The sequence below is a fragment of the Asanoa sp. NPDC050611 genome (assembly GCF_040654855.1).
Classification (GTDB): Bacteria; Actinomycetota; Actinomycetes; order Mycobacteriales; family Micromonosporaceae; genus Asanoa.
Genome location: NZ_JBFAIU010000019.1, coordinates 1 through 15,745, shown reverse-complemented (window position 1 = coordinate 15,745; position 15,745 = coordinate 1). Strand labels below are relative to the sequence as shown.

The window sequence follows — 15,745 nt, the reverse complement described above, 5'->3', positions numbered from 1 at the left end:
CAGAACCTACGGCGCCGCGTAGTGGGACACCACGACCTGCCCGTCGACCGCCCGCGTCTGGACCAGCCGGAGCTTGCGGCGCTGCTCCGGCGCCGCGAACAACGGCCGGCCGCCACCGAGGACCACCGGATGCACGGCGATGTGGTACTCGTCGACGAGCCCCAGCCCGGTCAGCGCGGCCGCGAGACTCGCGCCGCCGGTCAGCAGCATGTCGCGGCCGGGTTGGGCCTTGAGCGCCGCCACCTCGGTGGCCAGGTCGTCGCCGATGACCCGGCTGGTCCACTCGTCGCCCTGGTAGGTGCGCGAGAAGACGATCTTCGGGGTCGCGCGCCAGAACGGGGCGAACGCCGCGACGTGCGGATCGTCCGACATCGACTCGGCGTTCGGCCAGAACCCGACCATCATCTCCCAGACCGGCCGCCCGAACAGCAGGGTGTCGACCCGACGGTCCAGGCTCTCGGAGTACGCGGACAGTTCGGGACCCATCGTGGGCCAGTCGAACTCCCCGTCGGGCCCGTCGACGAACCCGTCCACCGACGTGTGCACCCAGTAGATGATCTTCCGCATCGCTGCCTCCTCGTGTGTGGTCAGCGCTACGTCGGAGCCGTCCCCCGCCTTTCGACAGTCCCTACTCCTTCGTCTCCACCCGGCCGATGGCACTCCCGCTGAGCGCGGACCGCGCGGCCGGCCAGCTCTCGTCCGCCGGCAGGAGCTGGGTGCGCAGGTACGCGGTCGTCAGCCGCTGCAGGACCGCGACGCGTTCCGGGCTCTCGTCGGTGGTCTCGGCGACCTCGTATCCCGGGATCCCGCCGAGGGCGTGCTCCGCACCGAAGAGCGTGACCAGGTCGGTCGCGCCGGGGCTGAGCGTGTAGGCGTCGGTGAACCAGTCAGGCCCGCGGCTGGACATGCGCGACTGGTCGTGGTCGCCCGCGACGACGAGCGTCGGTGCGGTCAGCTGAGCGAACGACGGGTTCATGAACGGGAAGTTGGCCTTGGCGAACGGGTGCAGGTGCGCACCGCCGACGCCGGTCGCGGCCAGCAGGATGCCGGTCGCCACGCGCTTGTCCGACAGGTCCTCGCCGACCTCGCCGTCCGCCGTGAGGACGCGGGCTCCGAGCAGCGACTGCACGGTCTGGGCGCCCCAGGAGTGCCCGGCCGCGGCGATCCGGCCGCGGTCGACCCGGCCGGCGAGGCCGGGAACGGCTGCCTCGGCGACGTCGAGCTGGTCGACGACGCGCTTCATGTCCTCGATGCGTTGCGTCCAGATGGTCGGGAACAGCGGGTCGTCGAACGTGATGCCGTTGCGCCGCGAGTCGAGGTGGGTGGGCTGGACCACCACGAATCCGCGCGACGCCCAGAACGCGGCCAGCGGCGCGTAACCGTCGAGCGACCAGCCGTTGCCGTGCGAGAACAGCACGACGGGCAGGTCGGAGCCGGTCACCGGGGCGGAGACGCGCACCTCGAGCGGGTACGCCCGGCCGGGCGCGGACAGCCGCACGGGAGCGACGGACACGACGGCGGTGCCGTCGGGGGTTGATCTCATCCGGGGTCACCTTCCTGGTGGATGGGGCCGGTCCGCTCGGGTCATAATCGAAGCGGAACGCTGCTCCACAAATATACGGAGCACTGTTCCGGATCGTCAGGGTGCAGGAGGAGTGATCTTTGACGCACGTCGAGGAGCCCACGGGCCGGAAGCCGAAACGGGTGGACGCGCGGCGCAACGAACAGGCGCTGCTCGACGCCGCCGCGGCCGTGTTCGTCACCTCGGGCGTGGACGCGCCGGTGCGGGAGATCGCGGCCCGGGCCGGCGTCGGCATGGGCACGATCTACCGCCATTTCCCGACCCGGCCGGAGCTGGTGGTCGCCGTCTACCGCCACCAGGTCGAAGCGTGCGCCGAGGCGGGCCCGGTCCTCCTGGCGAACTCACCGTCGCCGCGCGTCGCGCTGGAGTCGTGGGTGGACCTGTTCGTGGACTTCCTCGTCACGAAGCACGGGTTGGCCGGAGCGCTGCGGAACGACCCGGCCGGCACGGACGCCCTGCACGCCTACTTCGTCGGTCGGCTCGTCCCCGTCTGCCAGACGCTCCTCGAAGCGGCCACCCGCGACCGCGCGGACGGACCGGGCATCAGCGCGTACGCCCTCATGCGCGGCATCGGCAACCTCTGCATCGGCGCGGGCACGGACCCGCTCTACGACCCCCGCGTCCTGGTGCGCTCCCTGATCGCCGGCGTCCTCGCGGACTGATCGGCATCAGGCCGGGTCGTGCGGAAGCGGCGTTGGTACGCCGCCGGGCTGATGGAGAGCTTCCTGGCGAAAACCCGTCGCATGCTCTCGTAGCTCGGGAACCCGGCCTGCGCCGCCGCCTGCGTCGCCGTGTGCCCCTGGTCGAGCAGCGCCCGCGCCAGGTCGAAGCGGATGTTCTCCACGTACCGCGCCGGTGTCGTGGCCAGCTCGTCGTGGAAGAGCCGGGTGAGCTGCCGGGTGCTCACGTTGAGGTGCTTCGCCAGCTCACCGAGCGAGTGGTCGCCGCGGGGGTTCGCGGTCACGAGGTCGGTGACGTCGCGGACCGCCGGCGAGCGTGGCGGCGGTCCCTGCAGCGGCGCCGAGAACTGGGACTGGCCGCCCGCCCGCTGCATGTACACGACCAGGGCGCGCGCGACGTCGCGGGCCACGTCGGGCCCGTGGTCCTCCTCGACGAGCGCCAGCGCCAGGTCGATCCCGGCCGTCACCCCCGCCGACGTGTACGTGCTCCCGTCCCGCACGTAGATCGCGTCCGGCTGCACCTGGCAGGTCGGGCACCGCAGCGCCAGTTCGTGCGTGACCTTCCAGTGCGTGGTCGCGCGCTTGCCCTCCAGCAGGCCCGCCGCGGCGAGGATGAACGCGCCCGTGCAGACCGACGCCACCCGGCCGGCCGCCGCGGCCGGCGTCCGCGCGGCGTCGGCCAGGTCGCCGGGGACCCGGTTGCGCGGATAGCGGTCGGACCCGGCCACCAGGAAGGTGTCGAAGGCCGGCTCCGCCGAGACGGCGGCGTCGACCGCGATCCGGATCCCGATGTTCGAGGTGACGTCCGCGCCGGTCGGTGACAGCAGCGTCATCCGGTAATCGGCGCCGAACCGGTTCGCCTCCTTGAACACCTCCGCGGGACCCGCCACGTCCAGCAGGGTCACGCCCTCGTAGACCAGGATCGCGACGCGATGTGGGCCGGACACCGTTCATTGGTAACACACCGTTATCGCAGGCGGCGCCGTGTCCGGATACGAGGGGTTCCTGGCCGGACGAAGGCGGCGGCGGGCGCCCGCCGGTCGGCAGCATGGACCGTCCGACATCCGCACCTCACGAAAGCCGGAGGACATGCCAGAGGTCATCGCGGGACTGCGAGTTCCGGACACCGCGGCGGTCGCGGAGGCGACCCGGATCGTTCAGGAGATGGTCAGCCCCGCCTTCTACCACCACTCCCGGCGGGTCTTCCTGTTCGGCCTGATACACGCCGAGCAGCTCGGCGTGGACCCGGATCCGGAACTGCTCTACCTCGCGTCCATCTTCCACGACTCGGGTCTCCTGATGCCGTTCTCCGACGTCGAGCAGCGCTTCGAGGTCGACGGCGCCGACCACGCCCGCGCGTTCCTCGTCGAGCGGGGCTTCCCAGCGGCCGCCGTCGAGACCGTGTGGGCGGCGATCGCGCTGCACACCACGCCCGGCATCCCGGTCCGGATGGCGCCGGAGATCGCGACCACCCAGCTCGGCGTCCTGACCGACGTGCTCGGGTTCGGTCTGGACGGACTGGAACGGGGTCAGGTGGACGAGATCCTCGCCGTACACCCGCGGGGTGATTTCAAGAACGACTTCCTGCGCGGCACCCTCGAGGGGCTCCGGAACCGCCCGGATACCGTCAACGGCACCGTGAACTCCGACGTGCTCGCGCACTTCGTCCCCGACTTCCGGCGCACGACGATGGTCGACCGCGTCCTCCTCTCCCCCTGGAAGAGCTGACCGACATGAAAGCGATCACGGTACGAGACCGTGCGGCGGGCGTCGGCGGCCTCGCCATGACCGACATGCCGTACCCCCACGCCGCGGAGAACGACGTCATCGTCCGCGTACACGCGGCCGGCTTCACTCCCGGAGAGCTCGACTGGCCGGCCACCTGGACCGACCGTGCCGGCCGCGACCGGACGCCGAGCATCCCCGGGCACGAGCTGTCCGGCACCGTGGTCGAGCTCGGCTACGGCACGACGGGGCTCACCGTGGGCCAGCGGGTGTTCGGCCTCACCGACTGGGCCCGCGACGGATCACTGGCCGAGTACACCGCGGTGGAGGCGCGCAACCTCGCGCCCCTCGCGGCCGACATCGACCACACCGTGGCGGCCGCACTGCCGATCTCCGGGCTGACCGCCTCGCAGGCGCTGTTCGACCACGGCCGCCTCGCAACCGGCCAGACCGTGCTCGTCCACGGCGCCGCAGGTGGCGTCGGCTCGATGGCCGTCCAGCTCGCGCGCGAGGTCGGCGCCCGCGTGATCGCCACGGGCCGGGCCGACGACCGGGACGTCGCCGTCGGGCTGGGCGCGCAGGCCTTCGTCGACCTGGCCGTCGACGACCTGCGCGAGGTCGGCGAGGTGGACGTGGTGCTCGACGTCATGGGTGGCGACGTCCTCGAGCGGTCGACCGACCTGGTGCGCCCCGGCGGCACCCTCGTCAGCATCGCCGCGCCGCCGAAGGTGCAGCCCAAGCACGGACGGGCCGTCTTCTTCGTCGTCGAACCCGACCGCGTCCGGTTGAGCGACCTGGCCGAGCGGGTCCGGTCCAGGCGACTGAACCCCGTCGTCGGCGCCGTGCGACCGCTGTGCGAGGCGCCGTCCGCGTTCGCCCGCGACCGCCGTACACCGGGCAAGACGATCATCCAGGTCACCGAGCCGAGCGGACGCGCCTGCCCAAGCTGATCATCATCGACGCCACGGCCAAGGGTTGCGGCGCCACGTCCGGGAGTGGATGAGGCCGACCGCGAGCACGCCCAGCGCCAGCGCCGACCAGCCCGCCAGCGGGTGGCGCGGCACGTGCGCGAAGTGCCAGAACAGGGCCGCACCGACCAGCATCACCCAGCCGGTGAGCACGTTGACGGCGGCCGAGTCGGCGAACGGGCCCGGGTTGCGGCCGTCACCCGTGCTGCCGGCCACGAAGTAGGGCAGGCCGTTGCCGCCCCAGAAGCCCGCCAGGAATGCGAGCAGCAGCGTCGTGGTCACGGCGCCACCGCCCGCACGCGCAGCAACGGGAGCAGCACCCCGTCGACCAGGTGGGTGAGGAACCCGTCGTCGAGCGGCTCGCCGGTGACGAACGCCCGGGAGAACAGCATCGCGGAGCCGACCTCGGCGAGCAGCGCCCGGTCGACGCCGGCGGGCAGCTCGCCCCGGGCCACCGCGCGGTCGATGGCCGGGTCGAAGGCCCGCCGCTTGTCGTCGATCATCCGCGCCCGCACGACGCCGGCGAGCTCGCCGTCGTGGTGCATCGCGGTCAGGAGGCCGAGCAGCAGGCCCGCGTCCTGGCCGGTCAGCGAGTCGCGCATCGCCCGCATCCGGCCGAGCAGGTCGTCGCGCAGGTTGCCCGGGTCGGGCTCCGTCGGCTCCTCGCCCGTCGCCTGCGCGGTGCGCCGCTGGATCGCGGTCACCACCAGCTCGGCCTTGCCCGGCCAGCGCCGGTAGATCGTCGCCTTGCTTGCCTTCGCCCGGACAGCGACCGCGTCCATCCGGATCCGGTCGTAGCCGACCTCGGCCAGCAGCTCCAACGTCGCCGCGAGGATGGCCTCCTCGCGCGCCTCTCCCCCGACCACGGCACGCTCCCTCAGGTGAACGAAACGGTTTCGTTCACCATAGCGCCCGCTCAGCGGTGGGGCAAGGACCAGCGGTCCACCGCCCAGCCGGCGACCTGCTACCCCACCCGCAGCCCGGCGGTGTCGGCGAACCGGGGAATCCAGCGAAGCCGCGTACGCAGCGTCGAGGGTGGCCTGGGCGTACGGCGAACAGGTCGTCAGCACGCGGCGTGCCACCGCGACCGCCGCGGCCTGCGCGGACGCGCGACGCTGCGCCCGCGCGTCGAAGCGGTAAGGCGCGCAGTCGCGTTGTAGACGGCGGCGTGCACGAAGCCTAGATAGAGCAGCCCTTCAATGGGCCGTCGCCCACCGGAGTGACCGGCGCTAGGCCTTGGGGAACCAGAGGCCGATCTCGCGCTTCGCGCTGTCCGGGGAGTCCGACGCGTGCACCAGGTTCTCGCGGTTGGAGTTCGCCAGGTCGCCCCGGATCGTGCCGGCGGCGGCCTTGCGGGCGTCGGTCGCGCCGACCAGCGTGCGGACGACCTCGATCGCGCTGTCGCCGCTGAGGATCAGGGCGACCAGCGGGCCGCCGGTCATGAACTCCTTCAGCGGCGGGTAGAACGGCTTCTCGACGTGCTCGGCGTAGTGCGCGTCAGCGAGCTCCGCGTCCATCTCGCGCTTGACCAGCACGTCGATGTTGAGGCCCTTGCGCTCGAAGCGGCTGAGGATCTCTCCGACGAGGCCGCGGCGGACCGCATCGGGCTTGATCAGCACGAGCGTGCGCTCGACCGGGACGCTGGACACGTTGAACACCCTCCTGATGTTGGGGGTTCAGCCTACCGATGGGCGATCACCCGCCTCCGGCCGGCTCTTCCCTCGGTGGCCGCGCGGGGCCTAGCCTTCTTGGTGACTCAGGGGAGGTCCACTGTGGCGAACGGCAACCGCCGCCCGCTCGCACCGGTCAGGAAGCTGTTCGCCGCGGTGCTGGGCACCTGCGCGCTGTTCGTGGTGCTGTTCGGGATCGGGATGCAGAGCCTGGCGATCGTCGCGCTCGGCATCGCGCTGATCGTCCTGTCCGTCGGGCTCGTGCTGGTCAACGCGATCCGCGGCGGTGAGCGGGCCTGGGTAGCCGGCACCGCGCACGTGCACAGCGTCTCCGAGCCACCGGCGTCAGCGGTGTTCGGGCGGTGCGAGCTGCAGGTCCTGATCGACGCGCCCGGCGTGCCGGGTCGCCTGGTCCGGATGCGCGACCCGCGGGTGCCCGTCGCCAAGTGGCCCGACGTGGGTGCCAGCCTGCCGATCACGGTGGCCATCGACGACCCGCGGCACATCCGGATCCGCTGGGACGAGGTGCTGACCCACGCCGAGGCGGCCCTGGCCCGCGACGTCGACCTGGGCGCCTTCGACGATGAGACCGAGGTCCGCCCGCGCCCCGACGACGGCTACGCCGCGGAGCCGGTGGAGACCATCGAGACGACGACCGCGGACCTGACCGAGGAGCTGAGCGGCCTGCGCGAGCCGGCGGAGCCGGTGGTGGTGCACCAGACCCCGGGCGGCCCGATCGTGGTCGAGGGCACGCTGGTCGACCCGCCGGACAACCCACCACTGGCCCGCCGCGCGCCACGGCCGAGTCCACGCAGGACGCGCGCGGAACGAGCGGCAAGGACAGAGGCATCCGGGGGTACGGCGACCGCCACCGCCCCGCCACCCGCGCCCGAGATGCCGGAACAGCGCGGAGCCGCCCGGCCGGACACGGCGGAGGCGGACGACGAGGTGTTCGACCAGGACGCCGACTGGGCCGAGCCGTTGTTCACGGAACGCCGGATGAGCCGACCCGCCTCCCCGAGCCGAGGCTCCGCGGACGCCGGAGCCGAGGCCCGCTCAGAGCCCGACCCGGCCGCCGAGGCGCGCTCAGAGCCTGGTCCGGACGCGGAGACCGAGGCCCGCTCGGAGCCCGGCTCGCAAGCGGGGGCTGCCGCCCATCCAGCGGCCGAGACCGAGACCCACTCCGACCCGGAGGCGGAGGCCACGGCCCGCCCGGACGCCGACGCCACGGCCCGCACGGATTCGGCGGCCGAGGCGGTCTCCGGCGTCGAAGGGAACGACGCCCGTCTCGACGACGGGGAGACGACCGCGACCCGATCCGAGCCCGCCGCTGCCGAAGGCGAGAAAGACGCCGCCGCGGCCGACGCCAAGGTTGCGCCCGACAGCGATGAAACCGGCACGACCGGGACCCCCTCCGAGCCCGGCACCGACGCGGCCGCCGTCTCGGAGCCGACGGCCTCGGCCCGCCCAGCCCGGAACGGCGCCGATGGTGACGACGACGTCTTCGCCGACCTGTTCACCGCGTACCCGAGCGCTCGCCCCGGCGCCACCGGCGCGACCATCCACGGGGTCGGCCTCACCTTCCTGGTCCGCGACCTGGCCGCGTCGATCGCGTTCTACCGCGACATGCTCGGCTTCCAGGAGATCGACAGCGGGGAGCACAACGCGGTGCTGGCATCCGGCGACACCCGGATGGTGCTCCGCGAGATCAAGGACGCCTCACCCGTCAACCGCCGGCTGGTGCACCTCAACCTCGAGGTCGGCGACGTGATGACGGTGTACGAGGACCTGCGCGCGAAGGGCGTCCGCTTCACCTACCCGCCCCGGGTGGTCAACCGCGGCGCGAAGCTGGAGCTCTGGGCGGCCGCGTTCCGCGACCCCGACGGCCACGGCATCGCGATCACGCAATGGCGCAGCCGGGCGACGACCTGACGCCCTAGGCGAGGATCGACCGCCGGACGTAGAGGACGTAGACCCAGACGAGCCCGAAGATCAGCCCGAGGGCGAACAGCGTCCAGTGGAAGAACCCGCCGAGCAGCAGCAGCCCCTGCACGACGGTGCCGGCCGTCCACGCCCACGGCCGGCGCAGCATCCCGCACAGCACGAAGCAGATCACGGTCAGCGCGACCAGGGTCGTGATGGCCGCGGGCCCGGCACCGTCCCCGAGCACCCGGATCGGCAGGATCGCCAGCAGCAGCACGACGCCCTGCAGGCCCAGCGCCGCGGCACCCATGCCCCGCACCGCTCCGGCCGGGTTCCGCAACCCGGACGGCTTGTAGCCGGGCGGCACCTCGTCGCCCTGAGCGGGCGGCGTCGTCGGTTGGTTGTCCGTCATCGCTTCAACAACGTCCGTGCCTCGGCCACGGTGATGACCGAACCTGTCACCAGCACACCTACCCCACTCAACTCACCCTCGACGTCGCTCTCGGCCAGCACCACGGCGGCCTCGATGGCGTCGGGCATCGTCGCCGCGGTCTCGACCCGCTCGGGGCCGAACACCTCGGCCGCCAGGGCCGCGAGCTCGTCGACCGGCATCGCCCGCGGTGAGTTGTTCCGCGTGACCACCACCGCGTCGACGACCGGCTCGAGCAGGTCGAGGATGCCGGCCACGTCCTTGTCGGCCAGCACCGCGACGACCGCGACGAGCTTGCTGAACGCGAACTCCTCCTGCAGCGCGGTCACCGTCGCGGCCATGCCGTGCGGGTTGTGCGCGCCGTCGAGCAGGATCGTCGGCGCGTTGCGGACCCGCTCCAGCCGGCCCGGCGACGACGTGGCCGCGAAGCCCTCGCGCACGGTCTCCACGTTGAGCTGCCGGTCCGCGCCGGCGCCGAGGAACGCCTCGACGGCGGCCAGGGCCAGCGCCGCGTTCTGCGCCTGGTGCGCGCCGTGCAGCGGCAGGAACACCTCGTCGTACTCGCCGCCCAGGCCCTGCAATGTCAGCACCTGACCGCCGACGGCGAGCGAGCGGCGCAGCACCCCGAACTCCCCGCCCTCGCGGGCGATCGTGGCGCCGACCTCGGCACAGCGTTCCAGCAGCGGCCGGGCGGCGTCCTCGGGCTGCGCGGCGGTGATCACCGTGGCGCCCTTGTGGATGATGCCGGCCTTGGCCCAGGCGATCTCCTCGATCGTCTCCCCGAGCCACTCGGTGTGGTCGAGCCCGATCGGCGTGATCACGCAGACGCCGGCCTGGATCACGTTGGTCGAGTCGTCGGCGCCGCCCAGCCCGACCTCGACGACCGCGACCTCCACGGGCGCGTCGGCGAACGTCGCGAACGCCAGCGCGGTGGTCATGTCGAAGTAGGTCAGCGGCTCCTCGTGCCGCTCGTCGACCAGCGCGGCCAGCGGCTCGACCTCGCGGTAGATCGACACGAACCGGTCCTCGGACACCGGCTCGCCGTCGAGGGTGATCCGCTCCCGCACCGTCTCCAGGTGCGGGCTCGTGTAGCGCCCCGTGTGGATGCCGAAGGCCCGCAGCAGCGAGTCGATCATCCGGGCGGTCGAGGTCTTGCCGTTGGTGCCGGTCAGATGGATCGAGGGGTACGCCCGTTGCGGCGAGCCCAGCAGGTCGAGCAGCTCCTCGATCTTGCTGAGGTCGAACACCATCCGGATGTTGCCGCGCGCCTCGAGCGCGGCGTCCACCTCTTGGAACTCGGTCATGCCGCCGCCTCCCTCCGGTCGGCGGAGCATGACCGAAGTCGGCTGAGCTGACCGCGCTCGCTTCGCTCGCTCATGACAGCGCCGCCAGGGCCGCACCGATCCGGGCCAGGTCGGCCTCGGCGGTGGCCAGCCGTTCCTTGATCTTGTTGACCACGTGCTCGGGCGCCTTGCCGACGAACGCCTCGTTGCCGAGCTTGGCCCGGCACTGCGCGGCCTCCTTCTCGGCGGCGGCGCGGTCCTTCTCGAGCCGGGCCCGCTCGGCCGCGACGTCGATCGCGCCGCGGGTGTCGAGCCCGACCCGCACACCACCGGCGACGGAGAGCGTCGCGGACGCCGCGAACTCGGCGCCGGCCTCGTCGAGGCGGGCCAGCGACCGGATCAGCCACTCGTGCGGCGCGACCACGCCGAGCCCGTCGAGCCGCGCCGCGACCCGCTGCGCCGGGCGCAGGCCCTGGTCGGAACGGAACCGGCGGATCTCGGTGACCACCCGCTGCAGCGCGTCCACCTCGGCCTCGGCGGCGTCGTCGACCAGCGCCTTGTCGAGCTGCGGCCAAGCCGCCCGGGCCACGGTGCCGGCGCCGTTCAGCGCGATCCACAGCTCGTCGGTTACGAACGGGATGACCGGGTGCAGCAGCCGCAGCAGCTGGTCGAGCACGTGGCCGAGGACCCGCCGCGTGGCGTCGGCGGCCGGGCCGCCGGCGGCCAGCACCGGCTTGCTCAGCTCGACGTACCAGTCGCAGACGTCGTCCCAGGCGAAGTGGTAGAGCAGGTCACAGATCTTGGCGAACTCGAACCGCTCGAACTGCTCGTCGACCTCGTCGACCACGTGCTGCAGCCGCGAGAGGATCCACCGGTCGGTGGTCGACAGCTCGGTCGGCAGCGGCCCGTCGACGTGGGCGCCGTTCATCAGCGCGAACCGGGTGGCGTTCCAGAGCTTGTTGCAGAAGTTGCGGGAGCCCTGGCACCACTCCTCGCTGACCGGCACGTCCTGGCCGGGGTTGGCGCCGCGGGCCAGCGTGAACCGGGTCGCGTCGGCGCCGAAGCGGTCCATCCAGTCGAGCGGGTCGACGACGTTGCCGAACGACTTCGACATCTTCTTGCCGTGCTCGTCGCGGACCATGCCGTGCAGCGCGATCACGTCGAACGGCTGCTTGCCGTCCATCGCGTACAGGCCGAACATCATCATCCGGGCGACCCAGAAGAACAGGATGTCGTACCCGGTGACGAGCACGCTGGTCGGGTAGAAGCGCGCGAGGTCCGGGGTCTGCTCGGGCCAGCCGAGGGTGGAGAACGGCCACAGGCCGCTCGAGAACCAGGTGTCGAGGACGTCCGTGTCCTGCTCCCAGCCGTCGCCGGGCGGCTCCTCGTCGGGGCCGACGCAGCGCACCTCGCCGTTCGGGCCGTACCAGACCGGGATCCGGTGTCCCCACCACAGTTGGCGCGAGATGCACCAGTCGTGCATGTTGTCGACCCAGGCGAAGTAGCGCTTCGACATGTCCTCGGGGTCGATCCGCACCCGGCCGTCGCGCACCGCGTCGCCGGCCGCCTTCGCGAGCGGGCCGGTGTTGACGAACCACTGCAGCGACAGCCGCGGCTCGACGGTGGTGCGGCAGCGGGAGCAGTGCCCGACCGCGTGCACGTACGGCCGCTTCTCCGCGACGATCCGCCCCTGCTCGCGCAGCGCCGCGACGACCGCGGGCCGGGCCTCGTACCGGTCGAGCCCCTCGAACGGCCCGGGCACGGTGATCACGCCGCGCTCGTCCATCATCGTGATGCTCGGCAGGTCGTGCCGCTGGCCGATCTCGAAGTCGTTGGGGTCGTGCGCCGGGGTCACCTTGACCGCGCCGGTGCCGAACGCCGGGTCGACGTGCTCGTCCGCGACCACCGGGATGCGCCGGCCGGTCAGCGGCAGCTCGACCTCGGTGCCGATCAGGTGCCGGTAGCGCTCGTCGTCGGGGTGCACCGCGACCGCGGTGTCGCCGAGCATCGTCTCCGCGCGGGTGGTGGCGACGACGATCTCGTCGCTGTAGCGGATCGAGACCAGCTCGCCCTCGTCGTCGGTGTGCACGACCTCGATGTCGCTGAGCGCGGTGAGGCAACGCGGGCACCAGTTGATGATCCGGTTGGCGCGGTAGATCAGGCCGTCGTCGTACAACTTCTTGAACATGGTCTGCACGGCCCGGGACAGGCCCTCGTCCATGGTGAAGCGCTCGCGGCTCCAGTCGACCGAGTCGCCGAGCCGGCGCATCTGGCCGAGGATCGCGCCGCCGGACTCGGCCTTCCACTGCCAGACCCGCTCGACGAACCGCTCCCGGCCCAGGTCGTGCCGCGACAGGCCCTCCTGGCCGAGCTGACGCTCGACGAGGTTCTGGGTGGCGATGCCGGCGTGGTCCATGCCCGGCAGCCAGAGCGCCTCGTAGCCCTGCATCCGACGGCGGCGGACCAGCGCGTCCATCAGGGTGTGCTCGAAGGCGTGGCCCATGTGCAGGGAGCCGGTCACGTTGGGCGGCGGGATGACGATCGTGAAGGGCGGCTTGTCGCTGGCCACGTCAGCCGTGAAGACACCGTCGGCTACCCACGCCTCGTAACGCCGACTCTCTACGTCCGCCGGCGTGTACTGCGCCGGTAGGGTCGGGTTGGCGAGCGCGCTGGGCTCCGGTGTCTCGGTCACCCGTGAAGTCTACGGAGCGATCCGGGTGACCCCGCATGCGACCACCGGGTGTTCCGTTACGGTGGCGTGCATGTCGAACGACCGATTCACGGCCGCCGAGCAGGACGAGCCGATCGATGTCACGCCGCCTGTCTGGGCGGCGTCGCCGGACGGCCCGGACGACGACGAGGGTCCCCGCCCACCGCTGTCCCGGCGCCGGAAGATCGTGCTGGCCTCGGTCGCGGCGGTCGGCGTCGCGGGGCTGGCCGCGGTCGGCATCTGGGGTGGCCGGATCATCTCCCAGCAGGACACCACGATGTCCACGCCGCCGGCGGTGGCCGGGCTCCAGCTCAACAGCAGCGCCGACGCGGCCGCGACGGCCGATGACCTCAAGGCGGCGTTCGCCGCCGGCATCGACCTGAAGGAGACGGTGGGCGCGGTCTACACGGACCCGGCGGCGGCCGACCGCAGCGTCCTCTTCTTCGGGGGTACGGCGTTGCTGTGGTCACCGGAGAAGGACCTGGACACGCTCTTCGGCCTGGTCGGCGACGAGTCGGGCGCGGTCGCCGGGGTGAAGGACGTGCCCGCCGGCGAGCTCGGCGGCGTCATGAAGTGCGGGACCACCGCGGTCGACGGCGGCGGCAACATGGCGGTGTGCGGCTGGGCCGACCACGGCGCGACCGGGATGGCTCTTTTCCCCTCGCGTTCCGCGGACGAGGCGGCCGGCCTGATGCGCCAGATCCGCGACGCCGTGCAGGTCCGCGACTGAGGTTCTGATGTGCTGCCCCGGCTCCGGCCGGGGCACCCGAAATACAATTAGGGGCCACCTCGACGAGGTGGCCCCTAATAGGAAGATGTCCGGCGGTGTCCTACTCTCCCACACCCTCCCGGGTGCAGTACCATCGGCGCTGGAGGGCTTAGCTTCCGGGTTCGGAATGTTTCCGGGCGTTTCCCCTCCGCCATGACCGCCGTAACTCTATCGACATATCAAACAACCGATCGCGCTCCATAGCAGCGTGGTGTTTGTTTGTCGGGAGTTGCACAGTGGACGCGTAGCAGCTTTGTAGGTCAAGTCCTCGGCCTATTAGTACCGGTCAACTGAACCCGTTACCGGGCTTACATTTCCGGCCTATCAACCCAGTGGTCTAGCTGGGGGCCTTACCCACCCGAAGGTGGTGGGATACCTCATCTTGAAGCAGGCTTCCCGCTTAGATGCTTTCAGCGGTTATCCCTTCCGAACGTAGCTAACCAGCCGTGCCCCTGGCGGGACAACTGGCACACCAGAGGTTCGTCCGTCCCGGTCCTCTCGTACTAGGGACAGCCCTTCTCAAGTATCCTACGCGCACGGCGGATAGGGACCGAACTGTCTCACGACGTTCTAAACCCAGCTCGCGTACCGCTTTAATGGGCGAACAGCCCAACCCTTGGGACCTGCTACAGCCCCAGGATGCGACGAGCCGACATCGAGGTGCCAAACCATCCCGTCGATATGGACTCTTGGGGAAGATCAGCCTGTTATCCCCGGGGTACCTTTTATCCGTTGAGCGACACCGCTTCCACATGCCGGTGCCGGATCACTAGTCCCGACTTTCGTCCCTGCTCGACCTGTCAGTCTCACAGTCAAGCTCCCTTGTGCACTTACACTCAACACCTGATTGCCAACCAGGCTGAGGGAACCTTTGGGCGCCTCCGTTACTCTTTAGGAGGCAACCGCCCCAGTTAAACTACCCACCAGACACTGTCCCTGAACCGGATCACGGTCCGAAGTTAGATACCCGAATCAACCAGAGTGGTATTTCAAGATTGCCTCCACCTGTACTGGCGTACAAGCTTCACCGGCTCCCACCTATCCTACACAAGCTAACTCAGATACCAATGTCAAGCTATAGTAAAGGTCCCGGGGTCTTTCCGTCCTGCCGCGCGTAACGAGCATCTTTACTCGTAATGCAATTTCGCCGGGCCTGTGGTTGAGACAGTAGGGAAGTCGTTACGCCATTCGTGCAGGTCGGAACTTACCCGACAAGGAATTTCGCTACCTTAGGATGGTTATAGTTACCACCGCCGTTTACTGGCGCTTAAGTTCTCCGCTTCGCCCCGAAGAGCTAACAGGTCCCCTTAACGTTCCAGCACCGGGCAGGCGTCAGTCCATATACATCGAATTACTTCTTCGCATGGACCTGTGTTTTTAGTAAACAGTCGCTTCCCCCTGGTCTCTGCGGCCATACCACGCTCCACAAGCGTGTTGCTTCACGTGTCCGGCCCCCCTTCTCCCTAAGTTACGGGGGCAATTTGCCGAGTTCCTTAACCACAGTTCGCCCGTCGCCTCGGTATTCTCTACCTGACCACCTGTGTCGGTTTGGGGTACGGGCCGCTAAGAACTCGCTAGAGGCTTTTCTCGGCAGCATAGGATCACTGACTTCACCTGAATCGGCTCGGCATCACGTCTCACCCATCGTGCACCACGGATTTGCCTATGGTGCGGGCTACACGCTTACCCCGGCACAACCACCGGCCGGGATCAGCTACCTTCCTGCGTCACCCCATCGCTTGACTACTACCCACCAGGTTCCCACGCTCCCCACCCTCCGCCCGAAGGCATTGGATGGCTTGGGTGGTTAGCACAGTAAGGTTCATCAGGGTCGCTCTTTCGCGGGTACGGGAATATCAACCCGTTGTCCATCGACTACGCCTCTCGGCCTCGCCTTAGGTCCCGACTCACCCAGGGCGGATTAGCCTGGCCCTGGAACCCTTGGTCATCCGGCGGAAGGGTTTCTCACCCTTCTTGCGCTACTCATGCCTGCATTCTCACTCGC

The 15,745-nt window shown here is 70.4% G+C and carries 14 protein-coding genes and 2 rRNA genes; 5 read left to right on the top strand and 11 right to left on the bottom strand.

The genetic code is table 11. The annotated features are described in order from the left end of the window. Positions 1 to 6: 6 nt before the first annotated feature. Complete coding sequence (locus AB0H87_RS05365; RefSeq protein ID WP_360140002.1) at positions 7 to 567, bottom strand: dihydrofolate reductase family protein; 561 nt, start codon at positions 565 to 567, stop codon at positions 7 to 9. A gap of 61 nt (positions 568 to 628) precedes the next feature. Beyond that, on the bottom strand, positions 629 to 1,543 hold the full coding sequence (locus tag AB0H87_RS05360; protein WP_360139999.1) for an alpha/beta fold hydrolase: 915 nt from the start codon (positions 1,541 to 1,543) through the stop codon (positions 629 to 631). Positions 1,544 to 1,662: 119 nt separating this feature from the next. On the opposite strand from AB0H87_RS05360, the gene AB0H87_RS05355 reads away from it, so the two are divergent. Next, complete coding sequence (locus AB0H87_RS05355) at positions 1,663 to 2,244, top strand: TetR/AcrR family transcriptional regulator (RefSeq protein WP_360139996.1); 582 nt, start codon at positions 1,663 to 1,665, stop codon at positions 2,242 to 2,244. Here the strand turns inward: AB0H87_RS05355 and AB0H87_RS05350 are convergent. Further along, the gene (locus AB0H87_RS05350) at positions 2,190 to 3,209 is read right to left on the bottom strand and encodes a DJ-1/PfpI family protein (RefSeq protein ID WP_360139993.1); all 1,020 of its coding nucleotides are present in this window, start codon (positions 3,207 to 3,209) and stop codon (positions 2,190 to 2,192) included. The two genes, AB0H87_RS05355 and AB0H87_RS05350, sit on opposite strands and share 55 nt — an antisense overlap. A gap of 142 nt (positions 3,210 to 3,351) precedes the next feature. On the opposite strand from AB0H87_RS05350, the gene AB0H87_RS05345 reads away from it, so the two are divergent. Together AB0H87_RS05345 and AB0H87_RS05340 are read left to right on the top strand one after the other, a co-directional pair. Continuing rightward, positions 3,352 to 3,990, top strand: coding sequence for an HD domain-containing protein (locus AB0H87_RS05345; RefSeq protein WP_360139990.1), 639 nt, complete (start codon positions 3,352 to 3,354; stop codon positions 3,988 to 3,990). A gap of 5 nt (positions 3,991 to 3,995) precedes the next feature. Next, complete coding sequence (locus tag AB0H87_RS05340) at positions 3,996 to 4,937, top strand: NADP-dependent oxidoreductase (RefSeq protein ID WP_360139987.1); 942 nt, start codon at positions 3,996 to 3,998, stop codon at positions 4,935 to 4,937. A 3-nt stretch (positions 4,938 to 4,940) separates the two neighbouring features. On the opposite strand, the gene AB0H87_RS05335 is transcribed toward AB0H87_RS05340, so the two are convergent. From AB0H87_RS05335 to ndk, 3 genes are all read right to left on the bottom strand, one after another. Further along, positions 4,941 to 5,237, bottom strand: coding sequence for a hypothetical protein (locus AB0H87_RS05335; protein WP_360139984.1), 297 nt, complete (start codon positions 5,235 to 5,237; stop codon positions 4,941 to 4,943). After that, positions 5,234 to 5,821 carry a TetR/AcrR family transcriptional regulator gene (locus AB0H87_RS05330; RefSeq protein ID WP_360139980.1) on the bottom strand — a complete coding sequence of 196 codons (588 nt, stop codon included), beginning with the start codon at positions 5,819 to 5,821 and terminating at the stop codon, positions 5,234 to 5,236. Before AB0H87_RS05330 ends, AB0H87_RS05335 begins: the two co-directional genes overlap by 4 nt. A gap of 363 nt (positions 5,822 to 6,184) precedes the next feature. Further along, positions 6,185 to 6,604, bottom strand: a complete 420-nt coding sequence (ndk, locus tag AB0H87_RS05325) for a nucleoside-diphosphate kinase (RefSeq protein WP_360139977.1) — start codon at positions 6,602 to 6,604, stop codon at positions 6,185 to 6,187. A gap of 123 nt (positions 6,605 to 6,727) precedes the next feature. Between ndk and AB0H87_RS05320 the strand changes: the two genes are divergently transcribed. Further along, entirely contained in the window at positions 6,728 to 8,557 is a 1,830-nt protein-coding gene (locus tag AB0H87_RS05320) for a VOC family protein (RefSeq protein ID WP_360139974.1), read from the top strand. Between the two features lie 4 nt (positions 8,558 to 8,561). On the opposite strand, the gene AB0H87_RS05315 is transcribed toward AB0H87_RS05320, so the two are convergent. From AB0H87_RS05315 to AB0H87_RS05305, 3 genes are all read right to left on the bottom strand, one after another. Then, positions 8,562 to 8,960 carry a DUF4233 domain-containing protein gene (locus tag AB0H87_RS05315; RefSeq protein ID WP_360139971.1) on the bottom strand — a complete coding sequence of 133 codons (399 nt, stop codon included), beginning with the start codon at positions 8,958 to 8,960 and terminating at the stop codon, positions 8,562 to 8,564. Beyond that, positions 8,957 to 10,282 (bottom strand): folylpolyglutamate synthase/dihydrofolate synthase family protein, encoded by a 1,326-nt coding sequence (locus tag AB0H87_RS05310; protein ID WP_360139968.1) that lies wholly within the window; start codon positions 10,280 to 10,282, stop codon positions 8,957 to 8,959. The genes AB0H87_RS05315 and AB0H87_RS05310 overlap by 4 nt, the downstream gene beginning before the upstream one ends. Before the next feature lie 70 nt (positions 10,283 to 10,352). Then, entirely contained in the window at positions 10,353 to 12,953 is a 2,601-nt protein-coding gene (locus tag AB0H87_RS05305) for a valine--tRNA ligase (protein ID WP_360139965.1), read from the bottom strand. Positions 12,954 to 13,023: 70 nt separating this feature from the next. On the opposite strand from AB0H87_RS05305, the gene AB0H87_RS05300 reads away from it, so the two are divergent. Then, positions 13,024 to 13,701 carry a hypothetical protein gene (locus tag AB0H87_RS05300; protein ID WP_360139962.1) on the top strand — a complete coding sequence of 226 codons (678 nt, stop codon included), beginning with the start codon at positions 13,024 to 13,026 and terminating at the stop codon, positions 13,699 to 13,701. 87 nt (positions 13,702 to 13,788) lie between these two features. Here the strand turns inward: AB0H87_RS05300 and rrf are convergent. Both rrf and AB0H87_RS05290 read right to left on the bottom strand, forming a co-directional pair. Next, positions 13,789 to 13,905, bottom strand: a 5S ribosomal RNA gene (gene rrf / locus AB0H87_RS05295). Positions 13,906 to 13,996: 91 nt separating this feature from the next. Next, a 23S ribosomal RNA gene (locus tag AB0H87_RS05290) occupies positions 13,997 to 15,745 on the bottom strand; the annotation flags it as partial.

Coding starts and splice junctions, on each gene's coding strand:
- AB0H87_RS05365 (WP_360140002.1), bottom strand. CDS start 567: ATGCGGAAGATCATCTACTGGGTGCACACGTCGGTGGACGGGTTCGTC.
- AB0H87_RS05360 (WP_360139999.1), bottom strand. CDS start 1,543: ATGAGATCAACCCCCGACGGCACCGCCGTCGTGTCCGTCGCTCCCGTG.
- AB0H87_RS05345 (WP_360139990.1), top strand. CDS start 3,352: ATGCCAGAGGTCATCGCGGGACTGCGAGTTCCGGACACCGCGGCGGTC.
- AB0H87_RS05340 (WP_360139987.1), top strand. CDS start 3,996: ATGAAAGCGATCACGGTACGAGACCGTGCGGCGGGCGTCGGCGGCCTC.
- AB0H87_RS05315 (WP_360139971.1), bottom strand. CDS start 8,960: ATGACGGACAACCAACCGACGACGCCGCCCGCTCAGGGCGACGAGGTG.
- AB0H87_RS05310 (WP_360139968.1), bottom strand. CDS start 10,282: ATGACCGAGTTCCAAGAGGTGGACGCCGCGCTCGAGGCGCGCGGCAAC.
- AB0H87_RS05300 (WP_360139962.1), top strand. CDS start 13,024: ATGTCGAACGACCGATTCACGGCCGCCGAGCAGGACGAGCCGATCGAT.